We start from the raw sequence: 26,989 nt of genomic DNA on the forward strand, positions 1-26,989 counted from the left end.
GTCCCGGGACAGCTGCCGGCGCAGGTCGGCGATCTCGAGCTCGAGTTCCTCGACCCGCCGCGCAGCCCGGTCCCGTTCGGCGCGCACCGCGCCGAGCTCCGCCTGGTGCCGCGCGGCCGCGTCGTCCACGACGCGGCGCAGCCGCTCGTTGACCGACACCAGCCGATCATTCGCCGCCAGCGACGCGGCCTGCCCGGCGGCGAGCTCCTCGATCCGCGCCTCCGCAGCCGCCAGACGCGACTCCCACGACGACGCGGACAGGTCAGCCACAACCCTGATCATCCACGCCCAGCCACCAGGATCAAGCAACGATCACAGCGCGTCCCCGCAACACAAACCCCAAGGTCAGCGGCCTACCCCTGCACACCCCTGAATGGACACCGAAGAACGCGTGTAGCCGATTGAGCAGCGAGGTCGCTCCCGGCCGGGTGGCGAGGTAGATGTTCAGAACACAGTCGATCGCGCCCATCCCGAATCCGCTCAGCAGTGAGAGCAGGACGAACGCGGCGAAGGGCGGCCGCGCCGCGGTGGCGAGCCACGCGCCGAGAAGCAGCAGGCCGGCGACGAGCAGCGCGCGGCGGGTGCCGGCCCGGCCGACGAGCGCCCCGGACAGGACGCTGGCGACGACGTAGCCGGCGGCGCTGGTGAAGAACGTGATGCCGATCGTCGCCTCGTCGACGCCGTAGTCCGCGATCTGGGCCGGCAGCAGCACGCCGGCGACGCCGGAGGCGACGCCGATCACCACGAACAGCGCGAACGCGACGGCGACCGACCACCGCCCCGCCGCCGCCGGCAGCGGCGGCGGCGCGGATTCCTCGCCGAAGGCGGCACTCGCGGCGGCCGGCACGGTCCCACTCTCTGCCCCCGCCGCCGAAATGCCGTCCCCCTCGCGTGTCCGGCGGCCTGATCCGGCTGGCGTCGCCGGCCGCGGAAACCGGCCAGTGATGAGTTCACCGCGGATGGCGAACGGCCGGCGAGTGGCGACGGACCGGAGGGCGGCGAGGCACAGAACGAACTGGACGAGACGGTCGCGCTGGTGACGCGGCCACGCGATGCCCGCCGCGGCCGGGAATGGGTCGGGAGGCGGCGTCCGTCCGCGGCTGCCGCGGCCGCGCCTACGGACCTCTCCGCCGTCGGCCACACCCTCGCCGTCATGAACTCCATCGCGATCTGCCCACGGCGAATGCACACTCCATTCAGAGCGCGGATACCCGTCGCCTGGTTGAATTCCCTCGTGCTGTCAGCCGGGTCGGCAAGGAAATCGACCAGACGGAACAGACGGGCCAGACCAGCCACACTCCGCCTGGTCACGCTCGCCGTGGTCGCGCTCGTCGCGCCCGCCGTGGCGGCGGGGTGCTCGAACTCGAAGGACAAGGCGCCCGCGCCAATTCCCTATCTGGATCCGGCGCTGCCCGTCGACCAGCGGGTCTCCGACCTGCTCGGCCGGATGACGCTGGCGGAGAAGGTCGGCCAGATGACGCAGGCCGACCGCGCCGCCGTCACCAGGGACCCGTCCATGATCGCGTCAGTCGGGCTCGGCGCGGTGCTGTCCACTCCGGCCCTGGTGCCCACCGACGACACCCCGGCCGACTGGGCCAATCTGGTCGACGGCCTCCAGTCGCGCGCGCTCACCACCAGGCTGCGGATCCCGCTGCTGTACGGCACCGACTCGGTGCACGGCGACAACAACCTCATCGGCGCCACGGTCTTCCCGCACAACATCGCGATGGGCGCGACCCGCGACCCGGAACTCGTCCGCGAGGCGGCGCGGGTCACCGCCACCGAGACGAGGGCGACCGGCCCGCAGTGGGTCTTCGCGCCCTGCCTGTGCGTCTCCCGTGACCTGCGCTGGGGCCGCACCTACGAGAGCTTCGGCGAGGACCCGAAACTCGTGATCCAGATGGAGACGATCCTGGAAGGGCTCCAGGGTGACGGCGCCGAGGATCTCGCGGACCCGACGCGCGTTCTCGCCACCGCCAAGCACTTCGCGGGCGACGGTGACACCACCCACGGAACGTCCACCACCCTCGCCTACAAGGTCGACCAGGGCGTCACGGTCACCGACCGCGCCCATTTCGACCAGGTCGATCTCGCGCCTTATGTGACGGCCGTCGGTAAATACCACGTCGGCAGCATCATGCCGTCGTACTCCAGCGTCGACTGGACGGAGGACGGCGTCGGCAACCCGGTGCGTATGAGCGCGAACAAGGAACTACTCACCGACATCCTCAAGAAGAAGCTCGGATTCGACGGGTTCCTCATCAGCGACCTGATGGCGATCCAGCAGCTCCCCGGCGACTACGCCGCGCAGGTCCGTGCCAGCGTCAACGCCGGAATCGACATGTTCATGGAACCCGGCAACGCGCCGCGGTTCGCTCGGACACTGCTCGACGAGGTACGGGCGGGACGGGTCCCGGTGGCGCGCGTCGACGACGCGGTCAGCCGGATCCTGAAGGCCAAGTTCGAGCTGGGCCTTTTCGAGCACCCCTTCACCAACCGAGGGAACATCGGCACGGTCGGCTCGCCCGAGCACCGCGCCCTCGCCCGCCGTGCCGTCGCCGAGTCGCAGGTGCTCCTGAAGAACGACGGCGCCACGCTGCCGCTGCGGTCATCCCAGCGCCTGTATGTGGCCGGGGTGAACGCCAACGACCTCGGCAACCAGGCGGGCGGCTGGACCGCCACCTGGCAGGGAACCACCGGGGACACCATTCCCGGGACCACGATCCTGCGGGGCATTCAACAGCACGCCGCGAACGTGACCTACAGCGCCGACGCGTCCGCGCCGACCGGGGGCCACGACGTCGGCGTCGTCGTCATCGGCGAGACCCCGTACGCGGAGGGCCTGGGCGACGTCGGCAACGGTCACACGCTGAACCTGTCCGACGCCGACCGCGCGAACATCGACACGGTGTGCGGGGCCATCAGCATCTGCGTCGTCCTGGACGTCGCCGGCCGCCCCCAGATCGTCACCGACGAGCTCGCGAAGACGGACGCGTTCGTCATGTCGTGGCTGCCCGGCAGCGAGGGCGCCGGCGTCGCCGACACCCTGTTCGGCGACCGCCCCTACACCGGCCGCCTCCCGGTCACGTGGCCCCGCGCCGAATCCCAGGAACCCATCAACATCGGCGACCGGAACTACGACCCGCTTTTCCCTTACGACTACGGCCTGACCACCGCCCGCCGCTGACCACTGTCCCCGCCACGCGGCGCTGGTCAGGCAGGCCCAGCCACGCGAGCACCCTGCCGGCCCCACATCACCTTCGCGCCCGGAGTATCCGGACACACACGGCTGAAATGGCCGCCGCCAACGAACGCCCCACGCCACGGCACGCCACCTGGGACGCCCCCTCCGCCACCCCCGCCCCCGCCCCCCAGAACGCGAGCTCGACCTGTGTCATTTGGGCCTGCCTACAGGCTCGCTGATCCAACACAGTGGCGGGATGCCTGGTCGGACTGTGTTGGAAGAGCAAGTCCATAGGCTTGCTGATCCAACACGCTCACTCGGCGGGGGCGGTGTTTGGGCGGCCTGGCTTTTCCGGAGCCGAGACACGGACTCGTGGAGACCGTCACGGGTCTCGCGGCAGCGGCTCGACGGGCTACCGGCCTCGCCCGTGGCGCGGGCGACCGTTCCTGCCCGGCCCGCGCATCCATCACAGGCTGGGGATCTGTCAGTTCGTCGTCGCACCGCCGTTGAGGTTGATGGTCTGGCCGGTCAGCCAGGATGCCTCCGGCGAGGCGAGGAAGACGACGGCGGCGCCCACGTCCTCGGGTGTGCCGAGCCGCTTCGCCGGGACCGACGCGGCCAGGTGGGCGGTGACCGCGGCATCGCCCCGGGCCGAGTTGTTCATCAGGCCGAGCGCGAGGCTGTTCGCCGTCACGCCGTGGGGGGCGACCTCCTGGGAAAGGTGACGGATGAAGCCTTCGATGCCGCTCTTGCCTGCGCCGTAGACCGCGACTCCGATATTCAGCCCGGTGCGGCCCGCGCCTGAGGAGATCTGCACGATCCGTCCCCAGCCGGCAGCGCACATGTCCTCGAGCACGGCGTGAACGCAGTACAGCGAACCGTAGATGTTCAGGTCGATCGGCCCGCGCCACCTGGCCGGGTCGAGCTGGCGGAACGGGACAGCGCCCATGTCCGGGTGAATGCCGGCGTTGTTCATCAGGATGTCGATGGGCCGGCCGGCCTCCGCCCGGACCCGCGCCACCGCCGCCCGCACCGCGTCCGCGTCCAGGACGTCGAACGCGACGGCGATCGCCGTCCCTCCAGCCGCCTCGATCTCCTCGCACGTGGCTTCCGCGCGCTCAAGAGAGAGATCGTTCACGGCGACCACCGCCCCCTGGGCCGCCAACGCGCGCGCCGCGCCCGCGCCCATGTTCTGTCCCGCTCCGGTCACCAGGGCCACATGCCCCGCCAGGTCGAACATTCGTACCTCCTCCGCCAGGCGGGCCGGGATCCCCAGCGCGCCGGTTGTCGCACCGTCCGCCAGCGATCAGGGCGTCGCCCGCCGCCGGGTGGCGAGCGGCTCCGCGACGCATCCCGCCGCGCCACGGCACGCCCCGCCGACCCGAACCGAACCGAACCGAACCGACACGGCGCATGACGCGACGCCGCGCGGCCAACGTGATCGACCAGCCTTTACTAGAATATTGTTCTCGATATTGACTTCTGGAAAGAGTACGGTGCCCCCGTGACCGGGCATGAGGAACGACGGGCCGCGCAGGTGCCGCCGATAGAGAACTGGAACCGGCTTCTTGGCGGGCGGGTCGCCGTGGTCACCGGCGGTGGCGACGGGATCGGGGGCGCCATCGCGCGGCTGTTCGCCGAGCATGGCGCGCTCGTCGAGGCCGCCGAGATCGACCCGGAGCGGGCCGAGCGGCTGCGCGCCGAGGTGACGGCCGCGGGCGGGACGGTGCGCGCGCATGTTGTCGACGTCCGGGCGGAGCAGGACGTGGCCCGCCTGGCGGACGCGGTGCTCGCCGAGCACGGGCGGGTCGACGTGCTGGTCAACAATGTCGGGGACTACCGGCCGCTGGCGCGGTTCCCCCAGTCGTCGGCCGAGTCGTGGCGGCAGATGTACGAGATCAATCTGCTGCACGTCTTCGCCGTCACGCGGGCGTTCATCCCGTCGATGATGGAGCGGGGCCGCGGGAGCATCGTCAACGTGCACTCCGTGGAGGGGATGCGCGGCTACCCGGGTGACCCGGTGTACGGCGCCATGAAGGCCGGCGTCGCGCACTTCACGACCGGTCTCGCGGTGACCATGGGCCGCCACGGCATCCGGGTCAACGGCATCGGCCCCGACCTGACGCAGACGCCGCAGGTCGACTACCTCACCGGGTACGAGGACCACGACGACCTGTGGGGCTCGTGGGCACCCGTGGGCCGGGTCGGCTGGCCCGAGGACCAGGCCCGCGTCGCGCTCTTCCTCGCCAGTGACCTCTCGTCGTTCGTCACCGGCCACAACGTCCCGGTGGACGGCGGCACGAAGGCCGGCGCCGGCTGGTTCTACTCGCCCAGGGAGGGCCGCTTCGTCAACCGTCCCAAGCACCTGTGACCGGGGCGGCCGCGCCGCCGACGATGCCGGCGCCACCGCCAGCCCTTGCCGCGGCATCCGGGCTGGCGGCGGCGGACGCGGCCGCCGCGAGGTAGGCCCGGCTACCTCTTCGGGGTGCCGGCGGGGGTGAGGTCCCCGGCGCGGGCGGACTCGCGGGCGCGGGCGGCCTGCATGGTCTGGTCGATGAGGACGGCGATGGTCATGGGGCCGACGCCGCCGGGGACCGGGGTGATGTAGGAGGCGCGCTCGGCGGCCGGCTCGTAGTCGACATCGCCCTGGTTGTCGGCGTAGCCGGCGTCGACGACCACCGCGCCGGGCTTGATCCAGTCGCCCTTGATCAGGGCCGGGCGGCCGACGGCGGCGACGACGACGTCCGCGCGGGCGACATGGCCGGCCAGGTCCGCGGTGCGGGAGTGGCAGTAGGTGACGGTGGCGTTGCGAGCGAGCAGCAGCATGCCGACCGGCTTGCCGAGGATGGGGCTGCGCCCGACGACGACGGCGTGCTTACCCGCCAGCGGAATGTCATAGGCGTCGATCAACGCCATGATCCCGCCCGGTGTGGCCGACCGGAAGCCGCCCTCGTCGAACGCCATCATCGCGAACGACGTCCTCGTGACGCCGTCGACGTCCTTCGACGGGGCGATCGCCTCGAAGGCGGCCCGCTCGTCGATCTGGTCGGGTACCGGGTGCTGCAGCAGGATGCCGTCGACCTCCGGGTCGGCGGACAGCTCCCGGATCGCCTCGATCAAAGTCTCCGTCGAGATCGAGGCGTCCAGCTCAAGGCGGCGCGACTGCATGCCGACCTTGGCGCAGCGGTTCGCCTTCATCCGGACATAGGTGCGGGAGGCCGGATCGTCGCCGACGAGCACCGTCGCCAGCACCGGGACGCGGCCGTGGGCGGCGACGAACTCGGCCACCTCTCGCTCGACGCGATCAAGGATCGCCGCCGACTGGGCCCTGCCGTCAAGGATCTGCGCGGTCATACGGTCTCGGTCTCCTGGAAGTCGGTCCTGGCGCCGGGCGCGCCGCGATGCCAGGCTACGGCGCGCGCGAGCACCAGGCGCTCCGCACCGGCGCCCGCCATCGCGCCCGCCGTCGCGCCCACCATGGCGCCTGGTACCGCGCACCCGGTACCCGAGGACAGCGCTCCGGTATTCGCCGCGGCCGGGATCTCCTACCCCGAACGTTGGACATGCTGGTCACCGGCGCGGTGGGTGGCGCGTTGGGCGGTGCCGTGACCGGCACGGTGGCCGACGCCCGGGGCCGACGGTTCGACGGCACCGCGCCGGCGGCGCGGTGAAGCTCCCGGAACGGGTCACGGCCACCGCGACCGGCCCGCGCTGATCGAGCGGCGGTGGCCGGATCGCGACAGCGCCGATGGCCTGCTGCGTATCCAGCTCAGCAACGGTGTGGACGTCTCGACCATCTCCACCGCGCGCGACGATCTGGGCGGTGGCCAGGGAATCGCGGGTATGCGCCGGCGGCTGGAGTCCGTGGGCGGCGCGCTCGACATCGTCCAGACCGACGATCCCGACAGGCCGAGATTCACGGCGGTCGCGTCGGTTCCCGTGCGGTCGCCGTCGCCCCGGAGCCCCGGAGCCCCGGAGTGACCGAACTCGGTCCCGCGGCACCGCGGGACGGCACGGCGACGCCACCGGATGGCGCCGCGATGCCGCCGGACATCGGCGTCCTTCTCGCCGACGACCAGGAGCTCTTCCGCGAGGGCGCGCGGGTCATCGTCGACCCCGTACCTCAGCACGTGGCCGACCAGTGGAGCCAGCCAGCACGGCGACCGAAGCCATGATCAGAAAACCGCATCGATGTTCCTCGTGACGGGGGTCGAGTCTGCGAGGATCGCCGGGCCGGCTCCGCTGGCGGGGCCTGTTTGGGACGGGAGGCGATCAGGGTGGGTGACGGGCTGCCGCAGCCGTTCGGTGACTACCAGGTGGAGATCTACCTTCAGGGTCTGAGCGGTGTCCTGCCGACAATGCCGATGCTCTTCGACGAGCTGGAGCGGCGGGCGCAGGCCGTGCTGCCGCCGTCCGTCTGGTCGTACGTTGCCGGTGGCGCGGGCGACGAGACCACCCAGCGGGGCAACATCGCGGCGTTCGGCCAGTGGGGGCTGGTGCCGCGCATGCTGGTCGGCGCCACCGAACGCGACCTTTCCGTCGAGCTGTGGGGCCGGCGCTGGCCAGCGCCGGTGTTCCTCGCGCCCATCGGCGTCATCGGCCTGTGCGCGCAGAGCGGCCACGGCGACCTGGAGACCGCCCGGGCGTCGGCCCGGTCCGGTGTCCCGATGGTCGCCTCGACGCTGACCGTCGACCCGCTGGAGGACGTCGCGCCCGCGTTCGGCGAGACGCCGGGTTTCTTCCAGCTGTACACCCCGAAGGACCGTGAGCTCGCCGAGAGCCTGGTGAGCCGGGCCGAGCGGGCTGGTTTCGCCGGCATCGTGGTCACGCTGGACACCTGGGTCACCGGGTGGCGCCCGCGCGACCTGGCGATGTCGAACTTCCCGCAGCTGCGCGGGCACTGCCTGGCGAACTACTTCACCGATCCCCGGTTCAGGGCGATGCTCGGCGCCGATCCCGCGTCGAACCCGCAGGCCGCCGTCCTGCAGTGGGTGACGACGTTCGGCCACGCGGTGACCTGGGACGACCTGCGCTGGCTGCGCTCGCTTACCAAGCTCCCACTGATCCTCAAGGGCATCCAGCACCCGGAGGACGCCCGACGGGCCGTCGACGAGGGCGCCGACGGCATCTACTGCTCGAACCACGGCGGCCGGCAGGCCAACGGTGGCCTACCGGCGCTCGACTGCCTGCCAGGCGTGGTCGAGGCGGCGGGTGGCCTGCCGGTCCTGTTCGACTCGGGCGTCCGCTCTGGCGCCGACGTGGTCAAGGCGCTGGCTCTGGGGGCGGCCGCGGTCGGGATCGGCCGGCCGTACGCCTATGGCCTCGCCCTCGGCGGCGTCGACGGCATCATCCACGTCCTGCGCTCGATCCTCGCCGAGGCCGATCTCATCATGGCTGTCGACGGCTACCCGACCCTCGCCGACCTGACCCCGGCCGCCCTCCCCCGCGTCGTCTCACCCCCGCCGCTGGCCAGTCACTAGTCGGCGAAGGCTGACCGGTCTTGGCCGAGGACGCGAAGGCATTGGCCGGGCTCGAGGGTGAACAGACCTGGTCTCGGCGGCCGGTATACGGGTTCTGGTCCCCGGAGGTCAGACCCACACTGGCCGCCCTACCAGATTCGGACCGCGACCTCAGACAACACATTGACGGCAGGAGAGCCGGCCGTCAGACAACACATTGACGACAGGAAAGCCGGCTGACTCGCATACTCAGCCGGCTCATGGCCTTCGTGCGATTATCACCGTGTGCTCTCCGTCCCAGGGGGCGGGTATCCGCCCGGCTGAATCCGCCCCGGCCGCCTGGGCATCGCCCCATGCGGCGCCCCCGGCGAAGTCGGCCGCGCCGTGTGCCGGGATTGGCACCCACGCCCGGCCATCGCCATCCATTGACTCGGCCGGGCGCGCGGCGGGCCTGGTTCGCTGGTCGGGCGGCCTTTTGAACTTGCGCAGCAGGTATCGGTGGGCTGGCTTTTCCACGGTGTGGTGCAGGAGGGCGCCAAGCGCTATGGAGAAGAGGAAACCGGCGACGACGGCAAGAGCCGCCTCGGTCGCGCTGGCCGTGTCGAACAAGCCGAGTTCKGTGACGATCGCGAGTGCGCCGGGGTGGATGAGATAGAAGGCGTAGGAGACGACGCCGAAGTAGACGAGAGGGCGGGCACTCGCGATGGGCACTCTGCCGCCGTCCGCCTCCCGGGTGCCGACCAGGAAGATGATTATCGCGAACGACGGCAGCGTGAGGGTGTCGATGAGACCCGGGTGGTCGCTGTACTGGTAGCCGAGCGTGATCGGGACGGCCAGCCAGGCGACCGCGAGGACGGCGAGGGCGCGGCGCTGGTTCGCCGTGCCGCGCACGCCGTCCAAGGCCATGAGCCCCAGCACGATGCCGAGGACGAACTCGCCGACCCGCACCACCGGGTTGGCGTAGAGGGCGAGGTCGAGTCGGGGGTCGATCGCGCCGGCCAGGCAGGCCACGGCCGCCGTCGGCACGACGACGAGGAGAGCCGCGCGGATGCGGCCCGCGTTGGTCCGGGCCAGGAGCCGCTGATAGACAATCGGGAAGACCAGGTAGAAGAACGCCTCGCAGGACAGCGACCACAGCACCGCCCCACCCCAGCCGAAGTAGATCGCCTGGGTGGGGACCCACGCCTGGACGAGAAGCAGGCTTGGCAGGACGGCGACCGGCTTCGAACCGAATTCTCCCATCAGCCCGAATGACCAGGCGACGACGAACCACAACGCGATCGCGACGAGGTACAGCGGGTAGATCCTGGCGAACCGGCGCCAGTAGAACTGCTTACGGGTTCCCGGACGGGCGGACCAGGTGAGCACGAATCCCGAGAGCATGAAGAAGAACATGACGCCGCAATATCCGATGTTGCCGAGTGGCATGTTTGGAATTGCCTCTTCGACATCCGAGTCGATGTGGCGGATGAACACCAGGGTTGCGGCGACGCCTCGCAGACCAGTCAGCGACGGCAGGTCGCGACGAGCTTGAGACGGCGGGTCGCGGCGAGCTTGAGACGGCGGGTTGGCTCTCGACCTGGAGGCGACTCGGTGCCGGCCGGGCTGTGGCGACATCCTCTCGGTCACCGTGCCCTTTCTCGATCGTCGGGAGACCTGCGTGCGCGGTAGGAGCCGATGCGGAGAGTGCCGTGCCGGTCATACGGGCGAACTGACGCCATGCGCGGCGCGCGGCCGGATGCCACCGCGCGCACCGAGGCGGCCACCGGCCACGGCACCGTGATCAGGTCACGGCAGCACGACCCGATGCGATCACGCTCGTCACCACGGTCACGCGACGGTCACGCGACGCGGCCGAACGCCGGTCGGACGACGCTGACCCCCGGGCAGTCAGAACCGACCGCGGCGGCTGAGGCAGAGGACCGCCAGGAGCTCGCGCCCCGGCTCACCCCAGCCCTTCCCCTCGGCTCACGACCGCCCGAACCGGGACTTTCCTGGCCGACATGGACTAACCCTACTCATACGTTAATGTCAGGTTCGCCCGGACGGTCGCAATGCTACTACAACCGAGTAGATGACTACTCGACGTATGAACCCGCGGCCGCGGGTGACGCGCGGCACCTGGACGTCACGTGCGCCGGACGACCCGGTGAGGGTGACGTCAGCCCGTGGCTGTGAGAGCGGCCCGTGGCTGTGAGAGCGGCCCGTGGCTGTGAGAGCGGCGGCGAGCCCGCCAAGAACGCTGATGGATCGGCGGCCGCCGGCCGTGATCGACGGCTGTTCGGACCGCTGACCGGCGATATCCCGTACCAGGAGATCGCGGGCGGCTCGCCGCCCGCGGAACAGGCCGGCCCCGCCGTCAGATGCCGGTGATGCCGCCAGCGGCGGCGGTGCTGGCGAGTTGGCGGCGGGCCCGGGTGTTCAGCCAGTCGCCCGCGAGGATCGGGGTGAAGCGGGCCGGGGTGTCGGCGGTGACGCAGGTGGGGACGGGTTCGATCAGGGTGCCGGGGTAGGCGTCGACGAAGTAGGCGATGCTGCGGCGCGCCGCCGGGCCGGTGGCGTTCGCCGGCGGGGGCAGGACCCGGTGCAGGGTGGAGGTCCAGCGGCCGTTGGTCCACATCGCGAGCAGGTCACCGATGTTCGCCACCAGCTGCCCGGGGCCCGGGTTCACGTCGCGCCACTCGTCGCCCTGGCGGATCTGCAGGCCGGGGACGCCGTCGGTCCACAGCAGGGTGAGCACGCCGAAGTCGGTGTGCTCACCGCGGCGGAGCTGGCCGGGCAGCGGGTTCCGGACGCCGGCGGGGCGGGTGTAGAAGTTGGCCCGGGTCGAGAGCGGCGCGTCGGCGCACAGGTCGACGAGCCAGCGTTCGCCCATGCCGAGCGCGAGGCCCATCGCGCCGAGCACCGCGTCCGCGAGCCGCGCCATCGCCGCCTCGTAGGCGCGGTACGCCCGTTCCCAGCCGGCCGGGCGGGCCGGCCACGCGTTCGCCGGGTACCAGTCGCGATGCCGGTCGAACGGGGCGCCCTCGGCGTCGGACCGGCTGAAGCTCATCGCCTCGAACAGGTCCGGCGGGGTCTGGTTGTCGCCGGTGTAGGCCGACGCCTCCTCGCCGAAGGCGGTGTAGCCGATGTTGTTGCCGTCGGGGACCTTCGGCGCGACACAGGCGAGCTTGACGGGCTCGGGAAGGGCGAAGAACTCGTCGCAGCGGGCCACGAAGGCGTTCATCACGTCGTCCGGAACCCCGTGGCCCTCCAGGAGCAGGAATCCGGTCTCGTGGCAGGCCCGGTCGACCGCCGCGGCGACGGCCTTCCGCGCCGCCGGGTCGCCCGACCACCAGCCGCTCAGGTCCACCGGCGCGTCATGCACGGAGGCCGCCCGCCGGCCACCCGGCCCCTGTTCGCGGGTCACCGGCGGGCCTCCCCCACGGCCAGGCCCGCGAAGCTCGTGATCCGTTGGGATCGTCGGCGCCAGAGCGAGAAACCGAATTTACTCAAACCCCCTCATCCCCCTCATCCCCCTCATCGGATCTGGCCATGGTCTGTGGGGTGGATCCCGGTCTCCTGGGCCCCAGAACCCAGGGACGGATGAGTGTGGCCGTGGGTCCGTCGGCGCCAGAACCCCGGAGTTTCATCGGACCATGATCTGGTGGGATCTTCGGAGTCAGGATGCCGAGGATCCCACCAGATCAAGGCCGGCGGGCCGGACCGCGACGGCCGCGGGACCCCGGTGGCCGAGCTTGTGGACACCGGACTCCGAAGCACCACAGGACAGGACACCGACCGCTCGGACACTGGGTGGCCGGGCACCGAGCGGCCGGGCACCGAGCGGCTAGGCACCGAGCGCCGCCGTGACGGTGTGGTAGCCGAGCTCCTTGCGGGAGATGTGCTCGCCCGCGACAACCTCGCTGTAGTCGGGCCCGCCCGCGGCCACGGGGAGGGCGGGCGCGACGACGGCGTCGGGGTTGGGCTGCTGGAAGTAGGCGACCGAGTAGCGGCCGACGCCGGGGTCCTCGCCCTTGACGACGCGATGCGGGGTGGCTGGCAGCAGGCCGCCCGTCCAGCGCTCCAGCATGTCGCCGACGTTGATGACCAGCGATCCGGGGATGAAGGGGACMTGCCACCACCGGCCGTCCGCGAAGACCTCGAGCCCGCCCGGCTCGCTCGGCCGGTAGAGCAGAGTGAGCGCGCCGTGGTCGGTGTGCGGGCGGTTGCGCAGCATGGGGCTGTCAGCGAGGCCACCGACGCGCGGCGGGTAGTGGTTGGCTGCGAGGTTGTTGAAGTGGCGGTCGAACTTGCCGGCGAACCAGTCGCGCGGCAGGCCGACACCGACGGCGACGAGCTCGAGGAGCCGGTCGCCGAGCGCGGTCATCGCCCGGTAGTAGTCCTCCCACACCGGCCGCAGCGACGCCGGGCGCTCGGGCCACAGGTTCGGCCAGCGCCACAGCTTGGCCTGGGGGCTGCCTTCCGGATAGTCGCCCACCGGCTCCAGCTGGTTGATCAGCAGCGACTCCATCAGGTTCGGCGCCCGCACCTGCCCGGACTGGTCGGGCACCGGCTCGTAGCCCCGGATCACCTCGGGGGCGGGAAAACCGACCCGCATCTTCTCGTCCAGCGGCAGCGCGAAGAACTCCGCCGACTCGGCGCAGAACCGCTCGAACAGGCCGGGGTCGACGTCATGGCCCGTGATTACCGCGAAGCCGGTGCGCCGGAAGGAGTCGACGAGGCCCTGCGCGACCCCGGTCTCCCCGGCCGAGCCGGGTGTCGCGCCGATCGCGGCGCTGACGTCGACGACCGTCACCGTCGCGACGCCAGCACTCGCGTCGCCGTCGGTCGAGCGGTCCTCGATGAAGACGGCCGACGGCGCGGGCAGGTCGGCGGCCTCGACGTCGTTCATGTGCACGCTCCTTCGCGTTGTGGCCGCCAGTCGGGGCAGGCGGCCGGGACGAGCAGTCCGGACGCGGGCGCGGCGCGCCCGGCGAGGACACGCCAGGCGGGGTCCGGCCCGCCGCCCACGGGAGGGCGAGCGGCGGGCCGGAGCCCCGGGCGGGCGGTCAGGACCTGGCGATGCCGATCTTGCTGAAGTCGACCTCGAAGGCGCCGATGTTGTGCGCCTGCGGGATCCCAGTGATCCACTTCTGGGCCAGGATCCAGTCGTTGTTGTTCGACAGGTGCAGGTAGCAGCCGTTCTGGCTGTAGGTCTGCGCCGCCTGGACGTAGAGGTTGGTGTCCCCGGTGGCGACCGCCTTGTCGAGCAGTTCGTTCACCTCGGGCAGCTCGCACTGCAGGAAGTCGATGCCGCCGGACTTGTCCCAGAAGACGTGGCCCCACATGTAGGGGTCACCGCCGTCGGGGCCGTTGGAGGCGTCGATGAAGGTGTCCGGGCCCTTGGTCGGGTCCTCGGACCAGGTGAACACCTGGTCGGTGGTGTAGCCCTGGACCTTCGCGTCCAGGCCGTCCGCCTTCAGCGCCGCGGCGATGATGTTGGCCATCTTCTGGCCGTTCGGCTGGTTGGTCTGGAAGCCGACGACGAGGCTCTTGTCGGCGGCCGTCTTGGCGTACGCCTGCATGACCGACGGGTCGTAGCTGATGTTCTGCTTGTCGGCGCCGCCGGCGATCATGCCGCGGGCGTAGACGGTGGTCGCCGGCGAGGCGAACTTCTCGCCGAGCACCTGYGAGACCAGCTGGTCCCGGTTGATCGCCTGCAGGTACGCCATGCGGGCTTCCTGGGTGGCGAAGAAGTCCTTGTTCGGGTTGGTGGTGATCTGCGCCGCCGCCAGCTGCGGCAGGAAGTAGTTGTCGACGTTCTTGTCCGCGTACCGCGGGATCGCGGACGACGGGAGCGCGTTGACGACCAGGTGGACGTCACCCTTGTCGAACGCAAGCTCCAGCGCCGAGGCGTCGGTGTAGACGGGCAGCCGGATCGTCTTGAACGGGGACGTCCCGCCCCAGTACTTCGGGTACTGCGTGAGCACGTACAGCTGGCCCACGTTGGCGGTGGTCAGCTCGTAGGGGCCGGCGCCCAGGTCATGGGTCTTCAGGTAGGTCTGCGCCTGGTCGCTGCCCGCGTGCTCGGTCAGGCCCGTCGGCGAGAGCATCTTCGGGCCGAAAGGCGAGGCCAGGTAGTTCAGGAACGCCGCGTTCGGCTGCTTGAGGTGGACGACCGCGGTGAGGTCGTCCGGGGTGTCGACCGACGACACGATCGCGGCGAGGTAGGCGGGGCCGCCATCGAGCGACGCCTGCCGGGTGATCGACGGCATGACCGCGGCCGAGGTGAACGGGGTGCCGTCGTGGAACGTCACGCCCTCGCGCAGGTGGAACGTGTAGGTCAGCTTGTCGTCGCTGACCTCCCACGACGTCGCCAGCTGCGGGGCGATCGTGACCTGGTCGGTGTTGTTCTCGTAGGTGACCAGGCCGTCGTAGACGTTCTTCATGATGGCGATGCCGTTGCCGGCGTAGAAGATCGCCGGGTCGGGCGGCATGCCGATGTCGCCGAGCAGGCCGACGGTCAGCGTGCCGTCGGCCGGCGGCGCGCTGGTCGAGCCACCGTCACCGCCAGAGCCGCCGCCTCCGCAGGCGGCGAGGGTGGCCGCGAGCACGGCCGCGGCGGCCCCCAGGGCGGCGGCTCTGGCCGAGCGCCGTCCGAAAGTACGAGTCATGCGTCCAGTCCAATCAACAAGCGGGCGAGAGCGAGAGCGACGTGTGGGCGAGGCGGCGGGTCACGGTGCGCGGTTCATGAGGGATGGGGCCATGAGGGATGAGGCCATGAGGGGTGGTCATGAGGCGGTGAGTCACAAGGCGAGGCGCGGGTCGGCGACGGTCTGCAGGACGTCGACCAGCGCGTTCGCGACGATGTAGATGGCGCCGAGCAGCAACGTCACGCCGGCGATCGCCGGGAAGTCGGCGCTCGCGATGCTGTCGGACAGGTACGAGCCGATCCCGGGCCAGCTGAAGATCTTCTCGACGACCACGACGCCGGCGAACATCGCGCCGAGCTGCAGGCCGGACATCGAGAGCGCCGGGCCGAGCGCGTTGCGGACCACGTGCCGGCCAAGCACCCCGGCCTCGGTGATGCCCTTGGCGCGGGCGGTGCGGACGTGGTCGGCACGCAGCGTCGTCTCGATGCTGGAGCGCAGGATCCGGCCGATGGCGATCGCCGGCGCGATCGCCAGGGTCAGCGCCGGCAGCAGCAGGTGGCGCAGTGCCGCGCCGAACTGGCCGGGGTCGGCGTGCAGCAGGCTGTCGAGCAGCAGGAACCCGGTCGGCGTCGACGTGTCCGCGCCGCGTCCGGCCGCCGGCAGCCAGCCGAGCTCGGAGTAGAACAGCACGATCCCGAGCAGGCCGACGAGGAACGCCGGCGCGGACGCGAACACCAGCAGCACCCCGCGCAGCGGGCCCGTGCCGCGGACGCGCAGCGCGCCGGAGAACGCGTAGCCGGCGCCCAGCAGCGCCGCCAGCACGAACGCGGCGAACACCAACTCCAGCGTCGCCGGGAAGAAATGCCAGAGATCGCCCGCGACGCCCCGCCGCGTGCGTAGCGACGTGCCCAGATCACCCCGGACGGCGTCGCCGACGTAGCGGAAGTACTGCTCGAGCAGCGGCCGGTCCAGGCCCAGCCGGTGGCGTACCTGCGCGATCTGGTCCGGCGAGGCCTTGGCACCCAGATACGCCGCCGCCGGGTCGGAGTCCGACAGGTGCGACAGCACGAACAGCACCAGCAGCAGGATCAGCAGCAGCCCGACGGCGACGCCGCCCCGGCGCAGGGCGAACCTGGTCACGACCGGCCTCCGAGCAGCCGGCGCAGCGCGTCGCCGCTGAGATTGGCGATCAGCGTCAGGGCCAGCACCGCCAGCCCTGGGATGATCGGCACCCATTTCTGGCCGAGCAGCTGGTCGAGGTTGCCGGCCGTGTCGGCGCCGAGCTCGGCCGCCGGCTGCTGCTGACCGAGCCCGACGAACGACAGGCCGGCGAGCAGCAGGATGACGTTGCCGATGTCCAGGCTCGCGCTCACCACGGCGCTCGGCACGACGCCGGGCAGCAGGTGGCGCACCAACAGCCGCACCGGTCCGACCCCGGCGAGCCGCGCCGCCTCGACGTGCGGCCGCGCCGCCAGCGCCCGCGTCTCGCCGCGCACGATCCGGGCGTAGTACGGCCACCAGACGATCGAGATCCCGACCAGCGTGTGGACCAGGCTCGGCCCGAGCGCGGACACGATCGCGATCGCGACCAGCGTGCCCGGCATGGCCAGGAACAGGTCGGTGCCACGCATCAGCACGCTGTCGACCCAGCCGCCGAACGCGCCGGCGACCAGCCCCACCGTCCCGCCGACGAGCAGGCCGACGAGGACGACGGCGAGCGCGGACAGCCAACTCGCCCTGATCCCGAACAGCACCCGGCTCTCCAGGTCGCGGCCGATCGAGTCGGTACCGAGCAGGTGGTGCGGCGACAGCGGCCCGAGCGCCAGGTCGCCGACGGGGGCGACCGGGTCGTAGGGCGCGAGGACGGGGGCGAGCAGCGCGACCAGGGTGACCAGGCCGAGCAGCCCGACCATCCCCCAGTCGGCCCAGCGGGACCGGGACTGCCACAGCCGGCCGGCGTCGAGACCGAACCGGCCGCCGAACCGGCMGCCGAACCGGGTGGGGACGGTGGCGACCGTGCTCATGCGGGCTCCACGGCGTCGAGACGGGACCGGGTGGGCGCGCCGGCGGGCGCGAGGCGCGGGACGGCGGCGAGCAGGGCCCGGGTGCGTTCATGCGCCGGGGCGGTCAGGACCGTGTCGATGTCACCGATCTCGACGATCTCGCCGTCCGCGACGACGGCGATCCGCTCCCCCATCAGCCGGGCGACCGCCAGGTCATGGGTGACGAACACGACCGCCATCCCGAACCGGCCGCGCAGGCCGCGGATCAGGTCGAGCACGCTCGCCGCCAGCGACGCGTCGAGCGCGCTCGTCGGCTCGTCGCACAGCAGGACGGCGGGCGGGATGAGCACCGCGCGGGCCAGGCAGATCCGCTGGCGCTGCCCGCCGGACAGCTCCGCCGGCCTGGCGCCGAGCACCGCCGGTGGCAGGCCGAGCAGGTCCATCGTCTCGGCGATGCGGGCCGCCGTCCGCTTCCGGCCGAGCCGCGCCGGCCGCAGCCGCTCGCGCAGCAGGCTGCCGACGGTGAGCCAGGGCGTCAGCGACGAGCCGGCGTCCTGGAAGACCATCTGCGCGTCGCCGCGCAGCACGGCGCCGCCGGCGCTCGGGCGGGTGAGCCCGGCGATGACCCGCAGCAGGGTCGACTTGCCGGACCCGCTCTCCCCCACGATCGCGAGCGCCTCGCCCGCCGCGACGTCCAGGTCGACGCCGCGCACCGCGTGCACCACGTGCCTCGGACCGCGCCCGCCGCGCGCGGTGAACCGGCAGTGCAGGCCGCGGATCTCGACGACCGGTGGACCTGCCTGCGCGGGAGCAGGTGGGGGCACCGGCGCCGGGGCGGTCCCGGCCCGCGGGGACGGGACGGCGACGGTGGGTGGGAGGAGGGCAGGGGGTGCGGCGAGGACAGGGGGTGCGGCGAGGATGGACACGATGTCGGACGCGGGACGCCAGCAGGCCCGCCAGTGGCCGGGGCGGTGCTCCCGCGCCGGCGGCTGCTCCGTGGCGCATCGATCGAGGGCCACCGGGCAGCGGGTGTGGTACGCGCAGCCGGTGAGCCGCGCGGCGACGTCGCCCGGCTCCGGCGGCAGGGTCCGGAGCGGGCCGGAGCGCGGCGTGTCCAGGTCGAGGCGCGAGCCGAGCAGGCCCGCGGTGTACGGGTGGACGGCGTCGGCGAGCACGTCACGGGTCGGCCCGGCCTCGGCGACCCGGCCCTGGTAGAGCACCACGACCCGGTCGGTGATCTGGGCGGCGACCGCGAGGTCGTGCGTGATGAACAGGACGGCGCAGCCGAACTCGTCGCGCAGCTGCGCGAGCAGCGCGAGCAGCTGCGCCTGGACGGTCACGTCGAGCGCGGTGGTCGGCTCGTCGGCGATGACGAGCGCCGGGCGGCCGGTGAGCGCGATCGCGGCCATCACCCGCTGGCGCAGCCCGCCCGACAGCTCGTGCGGGAACGCCCGCAGCCGCCCCGCCGGCTCGGGGACGCCGACCGCCGTCAGCAGCCGGACGGCCTCGCCCGCGTCGCCGGTGACCTCGGTGATCTGCCGGCCGACCCGCATCGTCGGGTTCAGCGACGTCATCGGGTCCTGGAAGATCACCCCCAGGTGCTCGCGGCGCAGCCGGCGCAGCTGCGCGGATGTGCCGCGCACGGGGTCGGTGCCGGCGACCTCGACCTCGCCGCCGACGCTCGGCCGGGCCGCCGTCGGCAGCAGGCCCATCAGGGTCAGCGCGAGCACGCTCTTGCCCGAGCCGGACTCGCCGACCAGGCCGACGATCTCCCCGGAGGCGATGTCGAGGTCGACGCCGCGCAGCACCGGGGACGCCACCCCGCCGCGGGTGAGCGCGACGGTCAGCCCACGCACCCGCGCCACCGTCGCCGCCGCCTGCTCGGCCATCGCCTCAGCCATCGCCACCGCCGGAGCCCAGGGGCGGCACGAGCGCGGCGAACGCGTCGTGGATCTCGCCGGGCCGCGCGAGCCAGGCACGGTCCCGCCGCGAGGCCATGTGCTCCAGCGCCCGGGTGATCTGGCGCAGCCGGAACGGCGCGCCGGAGATGAACGAGTGCAGCACGACGCTCATCACCAGTGGCTGGCCGTCGGGCGCGGCCAGCAGCTCGTCGAACTCGTCGACGATCATGTCGGCGAACGTGGCCGCGTCGACCTGGCGGCCGATCATGGTCGTGCTGTCGTTGAGCTCGAGCGAGTACGGGATCGCCAGCAGCGGCCCGGCGTCGCCGCGCAGCCAGAAGGGGCGGTCGTCGGCCCGCAGGTCAAGCAGGTAGCGGTACCCGGTGGCGGCGAGCAGGTCGACGGTGTGCGGGGTATGGGTGAGCCACGGGCTCGACCAGCCGCCGGGGCGGACGCCCTCCTCCTTCTCGATGCGGCCCGCGACCGCGTCGAGGTAGTCGCGCTCCTGGCCGGGCGGCAGGTCGGCGAGCGAGTCGGAGTTCGACGCCCCGTGCCCGACCAGCTCGGCGCCGGCCGCGCGGGCGGCGTCGGTCACGGCCGGGGCGGCGTCGTAGACGTCGGTGTTGAGCAGCAAAGTCGGCGGGATGCCGAGCGCGCGCAGGCGGTCGAGCAGGCGGAACACGCCGACCCGGTTGCCGTAGTCGCGCCAGGCCTCGTTGACCAGGTCGGGCCGGGGCACGCCGGGAAGGAGGTCCTCGACGTGGCCCTCGCCCGGCCGGTAGTCCTCGACGCCGATCGCGACGTACACGGCGAGGCCGTGGCCGCCGGGCCAGCGCCCGGGCGACCGCGACGTGATCGGGTCGTAGGGGTAGCGGCGCGTCGCCTGGCCCGCGCGGGGCCCGGTCACGCCGGCCTCCGTCACATGGCGTTCGGTCACAGCGGAATCCGGCACGGGTGGTTCGGCCACACGGTGTTCCGTCACACGGTGCTCGGTCACAGAGCGCCCGCCCATCTCGTCATGCCGACGTCGACGCCGGCCGCCTGGCGGACCATTCGCTGATAGGTGGGATAGAGCCGGTCCGCGCCCGCCCGGTGGGCGAGCAGGGCGGGGCGCTGCGCGGCGAACAGCTCCCTGGCCTCGGCGAGCAGCGCGGCCTCGTCGACGCTGGTCACCGCCCCGCGCTCGGCGACGACGACGCCGTCGACCATGGTCAGCGCGACGCTGCCGCCGGACTCGCAGTAGACGAGCTGGCCGGCGAGGTCGYCCAGCGGCGTGAACGCCGGGGAGTGCAGGTCGAGCAGCACGAGGTCGGCGAGGCAGCCGGGCGCGACGCGGCCGAGGTCACCGGGGCGCAGCATCGCCGCCGCGCCGCCTGTCCACAGGGCGTCGAGCACCTCGGCGGGCCGTGGCCAGCGCTCGCTGTCCAGACCGGTGATGTTGTGGATCAGGCCGGCGGTCTTGACGACGTTCCACATGTCGGCCGCGTCGTTGCAGATCGCCTCGTCGACGCCGAGGGCGACCGGGATGGCGCGGTCGAGCATCGCCCGCAGTGGCATCACCCCACTGCCCAGGCGCAGGTTGCTCACCGGGTTGTGGACGACGACGGCGCCGGCGGCGGCGATCGCGTCGAGGTCGGCGTCGTCGGTCCAGACGGCGTGGATGACGTTGGTCCGCTCGGTCAGCAGGCCGAGGCCGGCGGTGTACTGGACGAGCGAGCGGCCGGCGAAGCGCGGCTGGGTGCCGGCGAGCACCCGCTGCGTCCTGGTCTCCAGCATGTGGGCGTAGAGCGGGACACGGTGGCGGGCGCTCAGCTCGTCGAGGGCCTGGAAGTACTCGACGCTCACCCGCTGCGGCGCGGAGATCGACACCGCCGCCGTCAGCCGGCCACCGGCGGCGCCGTGCCAGGTGCCGAACAGGTAGGCGTACAGCTCGAGCAGCTCGTCGCGCGAGCGGGGACCGGGGGCGAGAACGTCGCCGCGCAGCTGGGTGGGCGCGAGGTCGGCGAGGAACGGGAGCTTGTCGGCCTCGGGCAGCTCGGGCTGGTCCAGGGCGACGGCGGCGCGGATGCCGCAGTCGGCGTACGCCGAGGCGACCGCGTCGATGATCTCCGGGTCGGGCCAGGGCATGAAGAACGCGTCGTCCTGGACCGACGTGGTGCCGGTACGGAGCATCTCCAGCGCGGCCAGCATCGTGCGCAGGTAGGCGGCGCGGGGGCTGGGGCGCGGCGCGTCGGCGGGCGTCTCGAAGAGCATGAACAGCTCGAGCGGCATGCTCGGCAGGTCGCCCTTGAGGTGGTTGGCCGGCGAGTGGAAGTGCGCGTTGACCAGGCCGGGGACCAGCAGGTGGTGACCACGCCCCTCGATGATCCTGTCGGCGCCAGCGGCGCCAGCGGCGCCAGCGGTGCCAGCGGCGCCGACGGCGGCGATCCGGTTGCCGGTGACGAGGACGTCGGTCGGGCCGACGGCGTGCCCCGGGGCGCCGGCCTGGTAGACGAGGACGTCGCGGAACAGGGTGGTCCCGCCGGTGGTACCGCCGTCGCGGGCTGGCTGGTTCGCCGCGCTCGCGCTCGTCGCCGCGGTCACGCGGGCACCGGCCCGAGCCGCTCCGGCGGGGCGTAGGTGGCGGCCCGCGAGGTCGACAGGTTCTGGGCGAGCAGGCCCTCGGTCATCGTCACGGCCGCGGCGACGCCCTCGACGACCGGGACGTTCAGCAGCTCCGTCAGCGGCCCGACCAGGTCGGCCAGCCCCGCGCAGCCGAGCACGATCGCCTCGGCCGCGTCGGCGTCGAGCGCCGCCCTGGCCTCGGCTGCGACCGCGCCCAGCAGGTGCAGGGAGCCGTCGTGGACCTCGGCGACCGGCTCCTCGATGGCGCGCACCGTCGCCCGGTGCGCGAGGCCGGTCTCGCGCAGCACCCGGCGCGACTGCTCCCTGGTGCGCGGCGGCAGCGTGACGACGCTGAAGCGGGCGGCGAGCAGGGCGGCGGTGAACAGCGCCGCCTCGGTCATGCCGACGACCGGGCCGCGCGCCGCCTCCCTCGCGGCGGCGAGTCCGGTGTCGCCGAAGCAGGCGACCACGTAGCCGTCGACGCCGGCGGCCTCCCCCGCGCGCACCTGGTCGAGAACGGCGAGCGCGCCGTAGACCTCGTCCGTGTTGCTCTCGACCGAGTCGACGCCGCTGGCCGCCGTCGAACCCACCAGCCGGGTCGCCGGGCCGGCGGCCGAGCGGGCGCCTTCCAACACGGTCCGTGTCATCGACGCGGTCGTGTTCGGGTTGACGATCATGATCGTCCGGGAGGCCGTCATGTCACAAACGGTATACAGCGGGCCGTTTCGGCCAGGAAAAATATGCGCTAAGTTCCAGCACAGCAGCCAACGACTCTGAAATGATCAAAAAACAGTATTCAATCTGGCCGCAGGGCCGATCGCCCGACCCGGCCGTGCCGGCCGCCCGACGGGAGCCCGCTCACAACTGGGGCGACGACCGGCGCGCCGGAAATGGGACGATGAAGCCACCAGGCTGCCGGGACGGTCGGGAAGGACTGGAGAGTCGATGGCCACGCCGATCGCGTCAGCGCGGGACCCGAAGGTTCCCGGGGAGTCGCTGTCCCGGCGGATCTACGACGAGCTGCGCGAGGGCATCATCCGGGGCCGCTACCCCCAGGGCAGCCGGCTCGCCGAGCAGCGGCTGGCCGAGGAGCTGCGCGTCTCCCGCGTGCCGCTGCGCGAGGCGGTGCCGCTGCTCGTCGTCGACGGCTTCGTGCGGACACTCCCGCGCCGCGGCGCGGTCGTCACGACGTGGACCGTCGACATGGCGCACGAGCTGTTCGACCTGCGGCTGTGCATGGAGGTCGGCGCCGCCCGGTTCGCCGCCCGCCAGGTCGCCCGCGGCCAGTCCGTCGAACCGCTGCGGGCCGCGCTCGACCGCTGCCGGGAAGGGGTCCGTACCGGCGACCCCTACCGGATCTCGGGCGACAGCACCGAGTTCCACGAGGTGGTCGTCGACCTGACCAGCAACTCGCTGATGCGCTCCGTGATGCGCTCGGTCACCGGCCGGATGATGTGGCTGTTCTACCTGACCTCCGAGCTCAACCCGGATGACGCGCTGGACGGACACGAGGAGCTGCTGCGCGCGGTCGAGTCCGGCAACGAGCGGGTCGCCGAGAGCATCGCCTACGCCCACATCGAGCGGGACCGGGACGAGTCGATGCGCGTCCTCGTCGAACGGCGCGACGTTCCCGACCTCGCCTAGCGGCGGACCGCGGGGACGGCGGGGACGGCGGGAACGGCGGGAACGGCGGGAACGCCGGGGCGGGCGAGGCGGGTGAGGATCTCGGCCTTGGCGCGCAGCTCGCCGTACTCGGCGGCCGGGTCGGAGCCCCAGGTGATGCCGCCGCCGGCGCCGTAGGTCGCGAGGCCGGCGGCCCGGTCGACGAGGGCGGTGCGGATGGGGACGCTGAAGCGCGCCTCGAAGGGGGCGGCGCCCGGCGGCGCGACCATGCCGATCGCGCCGCAGTAGACGCCCCGGGGGCCGTCCTCCAGGTCGCGGATCAGTTCCATGGTGCGGGCCTTGGGCGCGCCGGTGACCGAGCCGCAGGGGAACAGCGCGCGGAACACGTCAGTGAGCCCGGCGGAAGGGCGCAGCACCGCGGAGACGCCCGAGGTCAGCTGGTGGACGGTCTCGTAGCGTTCCGGTCGGCACAGCGAGGTGACCCGGACGCTGCCGGTCGTCGCGACCCGGGCAAGGTCGTTGCGCACCAGGTCGACAATCATGATGTTCTCGGCGCGTTCCTTCTCGCTGGTGCGTAAGGCGGCCACCATCGCGGCGTCCTGGTCGGGGGTGTCCCCGCGGCGCGCGGTGCCCTTCATCGGCCGCATCCGCACGGCGCGCCCGCTCGTCTCGAAGAACAGCTCCGGGCTGGCGCTCACGACGGCGAAGCGACCGAGATCGAGATAGGCGTTGTAGGAACCTCGTTGACCGAGCGCGAGGTCGGTATACAGGGCGCGCTCGTCGCCCTCGGTCTCCGCGGTCAGCCGGGTGGTCAGGTTGCACTGGTAGGTCTCGCCGGCGGCGATGGCGGAGCGCACGGCGGCGACCCGCGCGGCGTGCTCGTCCTCGTCCCAGGCGGCCGTCCACTCGCCGACCCGGTAGGAGACGGAGTCGCTCTCGCGCACCGTGGGCACCTGCCGCGGCGGGGGGCCGACGCCGAACCAGGCCAGTGGCAGCCCGGGCAGCGGCGCGTCGACGGCGAGCGCCGAGTCCAGCCCGGCCGCCGCCTCGTAGGCGACGTAGCCGTGCGCCCACCAGCCGGCGGCGGCGGCCGCCTCGACGTCGGCGAGCAGCGCGGCGACGTCGCCGGGGCTGGCCGCCTCCAGGGTGAAGGCTGTCCGGGAGAACTCCCAGGCCGCCCCGGCGCGCAGATCGTCGAACCTGGCGTAACCGGGCGACATCGCCTCTCCTGCGTCCCGCGTCCTGCGCTCTCGGCCCTGCGTTCTGGTCTTGGGCTCTGGTCCTCGATTCTGGTCCTGCGCGCTCACAAGGTACGGTGTCCAGGCTAAGACCCGTCCCGTCCCCTGGCGCGGCCCGATCACGCGTTCTCGCTCACCATCGACGCCACGTCGAGCAACTGTCGGACGACGTGGCCCTGTTCGKCTGGCCTAGCGATCCGGGATCTCGTACGCCACGTCGGCCTCCTCGATGCGTTCCAGGTCGTGGGCCTGGACCGCGTAGCCGGTGAACCGTTCGACGGCGACCAGGCACTTCTCGGCCCTGTCGCGGAAGTCCTCGAAGTCGAGCCCCACCAGGTACGGCTCCGCCGCGGCGGGCGTCGCCTGCCACATGCCGGGCTCGAACCCGTCGAAGAGGGCCTCGCCGCCCTCGGCCAGCCCGAGCCGCGGGCCCGCGCTGACGTTCCAGAACACGCTCCCGGCTCGGCCCAGCCGGGAGAGCGCGGCCAGGACCTCGGGGCGGCTGCCCCGGAAGGCGTTGTCCTCGATCGCGACCACCGCGCCGTCCACGGCGACGACCGCCAGCGCGCGCATCGTCAGGTCGTCGGAGGCGCGGGTGTCCCAGAACGACCGTGGCGCCGCCGGGTTGGCGCCAAACGCGCGCACGACGGCGCGGATGTCCGTCGTCCCGGCGATGACCGTGATCGTCGCGCCCTCGGAGATCGACGCGCGCCTGACCCACCGGTAGGCGCGCTCGGGCCGGTCGTCCGGCGGCGGCTCCGGCTCGCCGCGCAGCCGCGCCCCCAGCCGGTCGGAGCGCTTGTGCACGATCTCCGGGCCGCGGGGCGCCTCCCAGACGATCAGCTGGTACCGCTCGTCGACCATGACGCCCGGCACGGTGACGCCGCCGGTCCACTCGTCCCGGCCCGTTACGTGCACCCGCAGCCGCAGCTCGCCCGGCCACGGCGGGGTCTGCTCGCGCAGGTGCCCGCCCAGCCGAGCGTAGCCGGCGTCCAATGGCCGGCCCAGCACGCTCGCCGCGCCGGCCACGGACGTCCAGCTGATCTCGACGACCTCATCCCAGCCCAGAACCTCGACGTCCTCGGGCGGCCCAGCGAGCACATCGAGCCGTACCGAGACGAAGCCGCCGTCCGTGCCGGTACGGATCACGGCGCCGCCGGGTACCTCCGCGACCAGGCCGTTGCCGGCGAAGACAGCGTCCTCGGTCTCGGCCAGCTCTTCCTCCAGCAGTCCGATCCGGTGGCCTGCCGGTTCCACGTGACCCACGGATCCGCGCGGCAGCAGGTACTCGGCCCGGCGCCGCGCCGTCGCCGCCGCCGCGTACGCGGCCGGCATCGGCGCCTCGGCGAGAACCAGGGCCGCCGCCCCCAGCCCGGCGCCGACGATCGCCGCCTCCCGGCCGATCACCGCCGGTGGGGTCACCTCGGCGAGCACCGCCGCGGCCGTCGCCACCCCCAGCGCGAGATGCGCGCGGCCATGCCATGCCGCGACGGCGGTCTCCGCCTCGGCCGGCGTCGGATCGCCCTCGGCCCCCGGCGGTGTCAGCAGCGGTTCGACGCCGGGATGCGTCCGAAGCGCCCGGACCAAGTTCGCTACCAGAACCGTGACGCCCCAGCAGAACTGGTCGAGCATGATGACGGCGTTCTCCAGGTCCCCGCCGCCCGCGGCCGAGAGGACGACCGTCCGGTGCCCGTCCGGTGGCCGCGACACATCCGCTGTCAGCCCGGGCGGGACGTCAGGCAGCGCCAACCGCTCGACCGCGACCTCCAGCGCCCCGTGCAGCCGCGTGGCAAGCATTGGACCGAGCCGGCGCAGCTCTCGCAGAACCGGTGACTCGGCCGGGCCGGCCGGGAACGACGGTACGAAGGGTGGCGTGGGTGGCGCGCCGGCCGGAACCGGCTCCCGCATCGGTCCGGACCGCGTGACCGGCCGCGGCCCTGGCACTGGCATTGGCACTGGTCCAGCGTGCGTGACTGGCGGCGGCGGCTGGCCCGCAGCCACCCACGGCAACGGCCCGGCAATGGTGCGGCCATCCCCTTCCCGGTCCAACGCGACCGGCCCGCTCGTCACCCGCGATACGGCGCCCTCCAGCCCCAGCGCGGCGGCGGGAAGTCTCCCGACAGCCCGCACCTCCGTCGTCCCGGCCGGCCCGGCGAGCCCGAGCCGGCCGAGCTGCGCGGCCGGCTCCCGCGGGATGAGGGCGACCAGTGACGGCATCGCTCGCTCCACCGCCGCGGCCAGYGCCTCGAGCACGGCGGGTGCCACAGACCCCGCGCCCGGTGCCGGGCTGTGCACGTCGCCGGCGGGGTCAGTCGGGTCGGCATCGATCGGTCGCTTCATCG

21 protein-coding genes and 1 pseudogene are annotated in these 26,989 nt (G+C 72.6%); 5 read left to right on the forward strand and 17 right to left on the reverse strand.

Annotated elements, in window-relative coordinates; genetic code table 11:
- Both BL253_RS06825 and BL253_RS06830 read right to left on the reverse strand, forming a co-directional pair.
- Positions 1-282 (reverse strand): annotated as a pseudogene (locus BL253_RS06825) (IS66-like element ISFsp11 family transposase); the annotation flags it as partial.
- Positions 283-301: 19 nt separating this feature from the next.
- A complete protein-coding gene (locus BL253_RS06830) occupies positions 302-847 on the reverse strand; it encodes an MFS transporter (protein ID WP_241834583.1) in 546 nt (181 codons plus the stop codon).
- Between the two features lie 471 nt (positions 848-1,318).
- Here BL253_RS06830 and BL253_RS06835 point away from each other — a divergent pair, with 471 nt between their 5' ends.
- Positions 1,319-3,187 (forward strand): glycoside hydrolase family 3 protein, encoded by a 1,869-nt coding sequence (locus BL253_RS06835; RefSeq protein WP_241834584.1) that lies wholly within the window; start codon positions 1,319-1,321, stop codon positions 3,185-3,187.
- A gap of 481 nt (positions 3,188-3,668) precedes the next feature.
- On the opposite strand, the gene BL253_RS06840 is transcribed toward BL253_RS06835, so the two are convergent.
- Positions 3,669-4,424 carry an SDR family NAD(P)-dependent oxidoreductase gene (locus BL253_RS06840; protein ID WP_076814586.1) on the reverse strand — a complete coding sequence of 252 codons (756 nt, stop codon included), beginning with the start codon at positions 4,422-4,424 and terminating at the stop codon, positions 3,669-3,671.
- A gap of 264 nt (positions 4,425-4,688) precedes the next feature.
- On the opposite strand from BL253_RS06840, the gene BL253_RS06845 reads away from it, so the two are divergent.
- Positions 4,689-5,555 (forward strand): SDR family NAD(P)-dependent oxidoreductase, encoded by an 867-nt coding sequence (locus BL253_RS06845; protein ID WP_081438062.1) that lies wholly within the window; start codon positions 4,689-4,691, stop codon positions 5,553-5,555.
- Between the two features lie 101 nt (positions 5,556-5,656).
- Here BL253_RS06845 and BL253_RS06850 read toward each other — a convergent pair whose 3' ends face one another.
- Positions 5,657-6,538, reverse strand: a complete 882-nt coding sequence (locus BL253_RS06850) for a bifunctional 5,10-methylenetetrahydrofolate dehydrogenase/5,10-methenyltetrahydrofolate cyclohydrolase (protein WP_076814588.1) — start codon at positions 6,536-6,538, stop codon at positions 5,657-5,659.
- Entirely contained in the window at positions 6,535-6,663 is a 129-nt protein-coding gene (locus BL253_RS44700; RefSeq protein WP_274535190.1) for a hypothetical protein, read from the reverse strand. Before BL253_RS44700 ends, BL253_RS06850 begins: the two co-directional genes overlap by 4 nt.
- 498 nt (positions 6,664-7,161) lie before the next feature.
- Here BL253_RS44700 and BL253_RS06860 point away from each other — a divergent pair, with 498 nt between their 5' ends.
- A complete protein-coding gene (locus tag BL253_RS06860) occupies positions 7,162-7,359 on the forward strand; it encodes a hypothetical protein (RefSeq protein ID WP_076814592.1) in 198 nt (65 codons plus the stop codon).
- Positions 7,360-7,461: 102 nt separating this feature from the next.
- Positions 7,462-8,664 (forward strand): alpha-hydroxy-acid oxidizing protein, encoded by a 1,203-nt coding sequence (locus BL253_RS06865; RefSeq protein WP_198946196.1) that lies wholly within the window; start codon positions 7,462-7,464, stop codon positions 8,662-8,664.
- Positions 8,665-8,901: 237 nt separating this feature from the next.
- Here the strand turns inward: BL253_RS06865 and BL253_RS06870 are convergent, their stop codons facing one another.
- The 10 genes from BL253_RS06870 to BL253_RS06920 form a co-directional block, all read right to left on the reverse strand.
- The gene (locus BL253_RS06870) at positions 8,902-10,260 is read right to left on the reverse strand and encodes an acyltransferase family protein (protein ID WP_241834608.1); all 1,359 of its coding nucleotides are present in this window, start codon (positions 10,258-10,260) and stop codon (positions 8,902-8,904) included.
- Positions 10,261-11,002: 742 nt separating this feature from the next.
- Positions 11,003-12,052, reverse strand: coding sequence for an isopenicillin N synthase family dioxygenase (locus BL253_RS06880; RefSeq protein ID WP_076814596.1), 1,050 nt, complete (start codon positions 12,050-12,052; stop codon positions 11,003-11,005).
- A gap of 420 nt (positions 12,053-12,472) precedes the next feature.
- On the reverse strand, positions 12,473-13,537 hold the full coding sequence (locus BL253_RS06885; protein WP_076814598.1) for an isopenicillin N synthase family dioxygenase: 1,065 nt from the start codon (positions 13,535-13,537) through the stop codon (positions 12,473-12,475).
- A 157-nt stretch (positions 13,538-13,694) separates the two neighbouring features.
- Positions 13,695-15,299: an ABC transporter substrate-binding protein gene (locus tag BL253_RS06890; RefSeq protein ID WP_076814600.1), complete on the reverse strand. Its 1,605-nt coding sequence runs from the start codon at positions 15,297-15,299 to the stop codon at positions 13,695-13,697.
- 132 nt (positions 15,300-15,431) lie between these two features.
- Positions 15,432-16,418: an ABC transporter permease gene (locus BL253_RS06895; RefSeq protein WP_076814602.1), complete on the reverse strand. Its 987-nt coding sequence runs from the start codon at positions 16,416-16,418 to the stop codon at positions 15,432-15,434.
- On the reverse strand, positions 16,415-17,302 hold the full coding sequence (locus BL253_RS06900; RefSeq protein ID WP_096335932.1) for an ABC transporter permease: 888 nt from the start codon (positions 17,300-17,302) through the stop codon (positions 16,415-16,417). Before BL253_RS06900 ends, BL253_RS06895 begins: the two co-directional genes overlap by 4 nt.
- On the reverse strand, positions 17,299-19,182 hold the full coding sequence (locus BL253_RS06905; RefSeq protein WP_076814935.1) for an oligopeptide/dipeptide ABC transporter ATP-binding protein: 1,884 nt from the start codon (positions 19,180-19,182) through the stop codon (positions 17,299-17,301). The genes BL253_RS06900 and BL253_RS06905 overlap by 4 nt, the downstream gene beginning before the upstream one ends.
- Positions 19,175-20,089, reverse strand: coding sequence for a polysaccharide deacetylase family protein (locus BL253_RS06910; RefSeq protein WP_076814940.1), 915 nt, complete (start codon positions 20,087-20,089; stop codon positions 19,175-19,177). Before BL253_RS06910 ends, BL253_RS06905 begins: the two co-directional genes overlap by 8 nt.
- Before the next feature lie 86 nt (positions 20,090-20,175).
- The gene (locus BL253_RS06915) at positions 20,176-21,765 is read right to left on the reverse strand and encodes an amidohydrolase family protein (protein WP_241834585.1); all 1,590 of its coding nucleotides are present in this window, start codon (positions 21,763-21,765) and stop codon (positions 20,176-20,178) included.
- Positions 21,762-22,484, reverse strand: coding sequence for an aspartate/glutamate racemase family protein (locus BL253_RS06920; RefSeq protein WP_241834586.1), 723 nt, complete (start codon positions 22,482-22,484; stop codon positions 21,762-21,764). The genes BL253_RS06915 and BL253_RS06920 overlap by 4 nt, the downstream gene beginning before the upstream one ends.
- Positions 22,485-22,731: 247 nt before the next feature.
- Here BL253_RS06920 and BL253_RS06925 point away from each other — a divergent pair, with 247 nt between their 5' ends.
- Positions 22,732-23,430 carry a GntR family transcriptional regulator gene (locus tag BL253_RS06925; protein ID WP_081438063.1) on the forward strand — a complete coding sequence of 233 codons (699 nt, stop codon included), beginning with the start codon at positions 22,732-22,734 and terminating at the stop codon, positions 23,428-23,430.
- Here BL253_RS06925 and pabB read toward each other — a convergent pair.
- Complete coding sequence (pabB, locus tag BL253_RS06930; protein WP_076814604.1) at positions 23,427-24,629, reverse strand: aminodeoxychorismate synthase component I; 1,203 nt, start codon at positions 24,627-24,629, stop codon at positions 23,427-23,429. The two genes, BL253_RS06925 and pabB, sit on opposite strands and share 4 nt — an antisense overlap.
- Before the next feature lie 207 nt (positions 24,630-24,836).
- A complete protein-coding gene (locus BL253_RS40160) occupies positions 24,837-26,987 on the reverse strand; it encodes a hypothetical protein (protein ID WP_076814606.1) in 2,151 nt (716 codons plus the stop codon).
- Positions 26,988-26,989 lie beyond the last annotated feature (2 nt).

It is taken from the genome of Pseudofrankia asymbiotica, from assembly GCF_001983105.1.
In the GTDB taxonomy this organism is placed as follows: Bacteria; Actinomycetota; Actinomycetes; order Frankiales; family Frankiaceae; genus Pseudofrankia; species Pseudofrankia asymbiotica.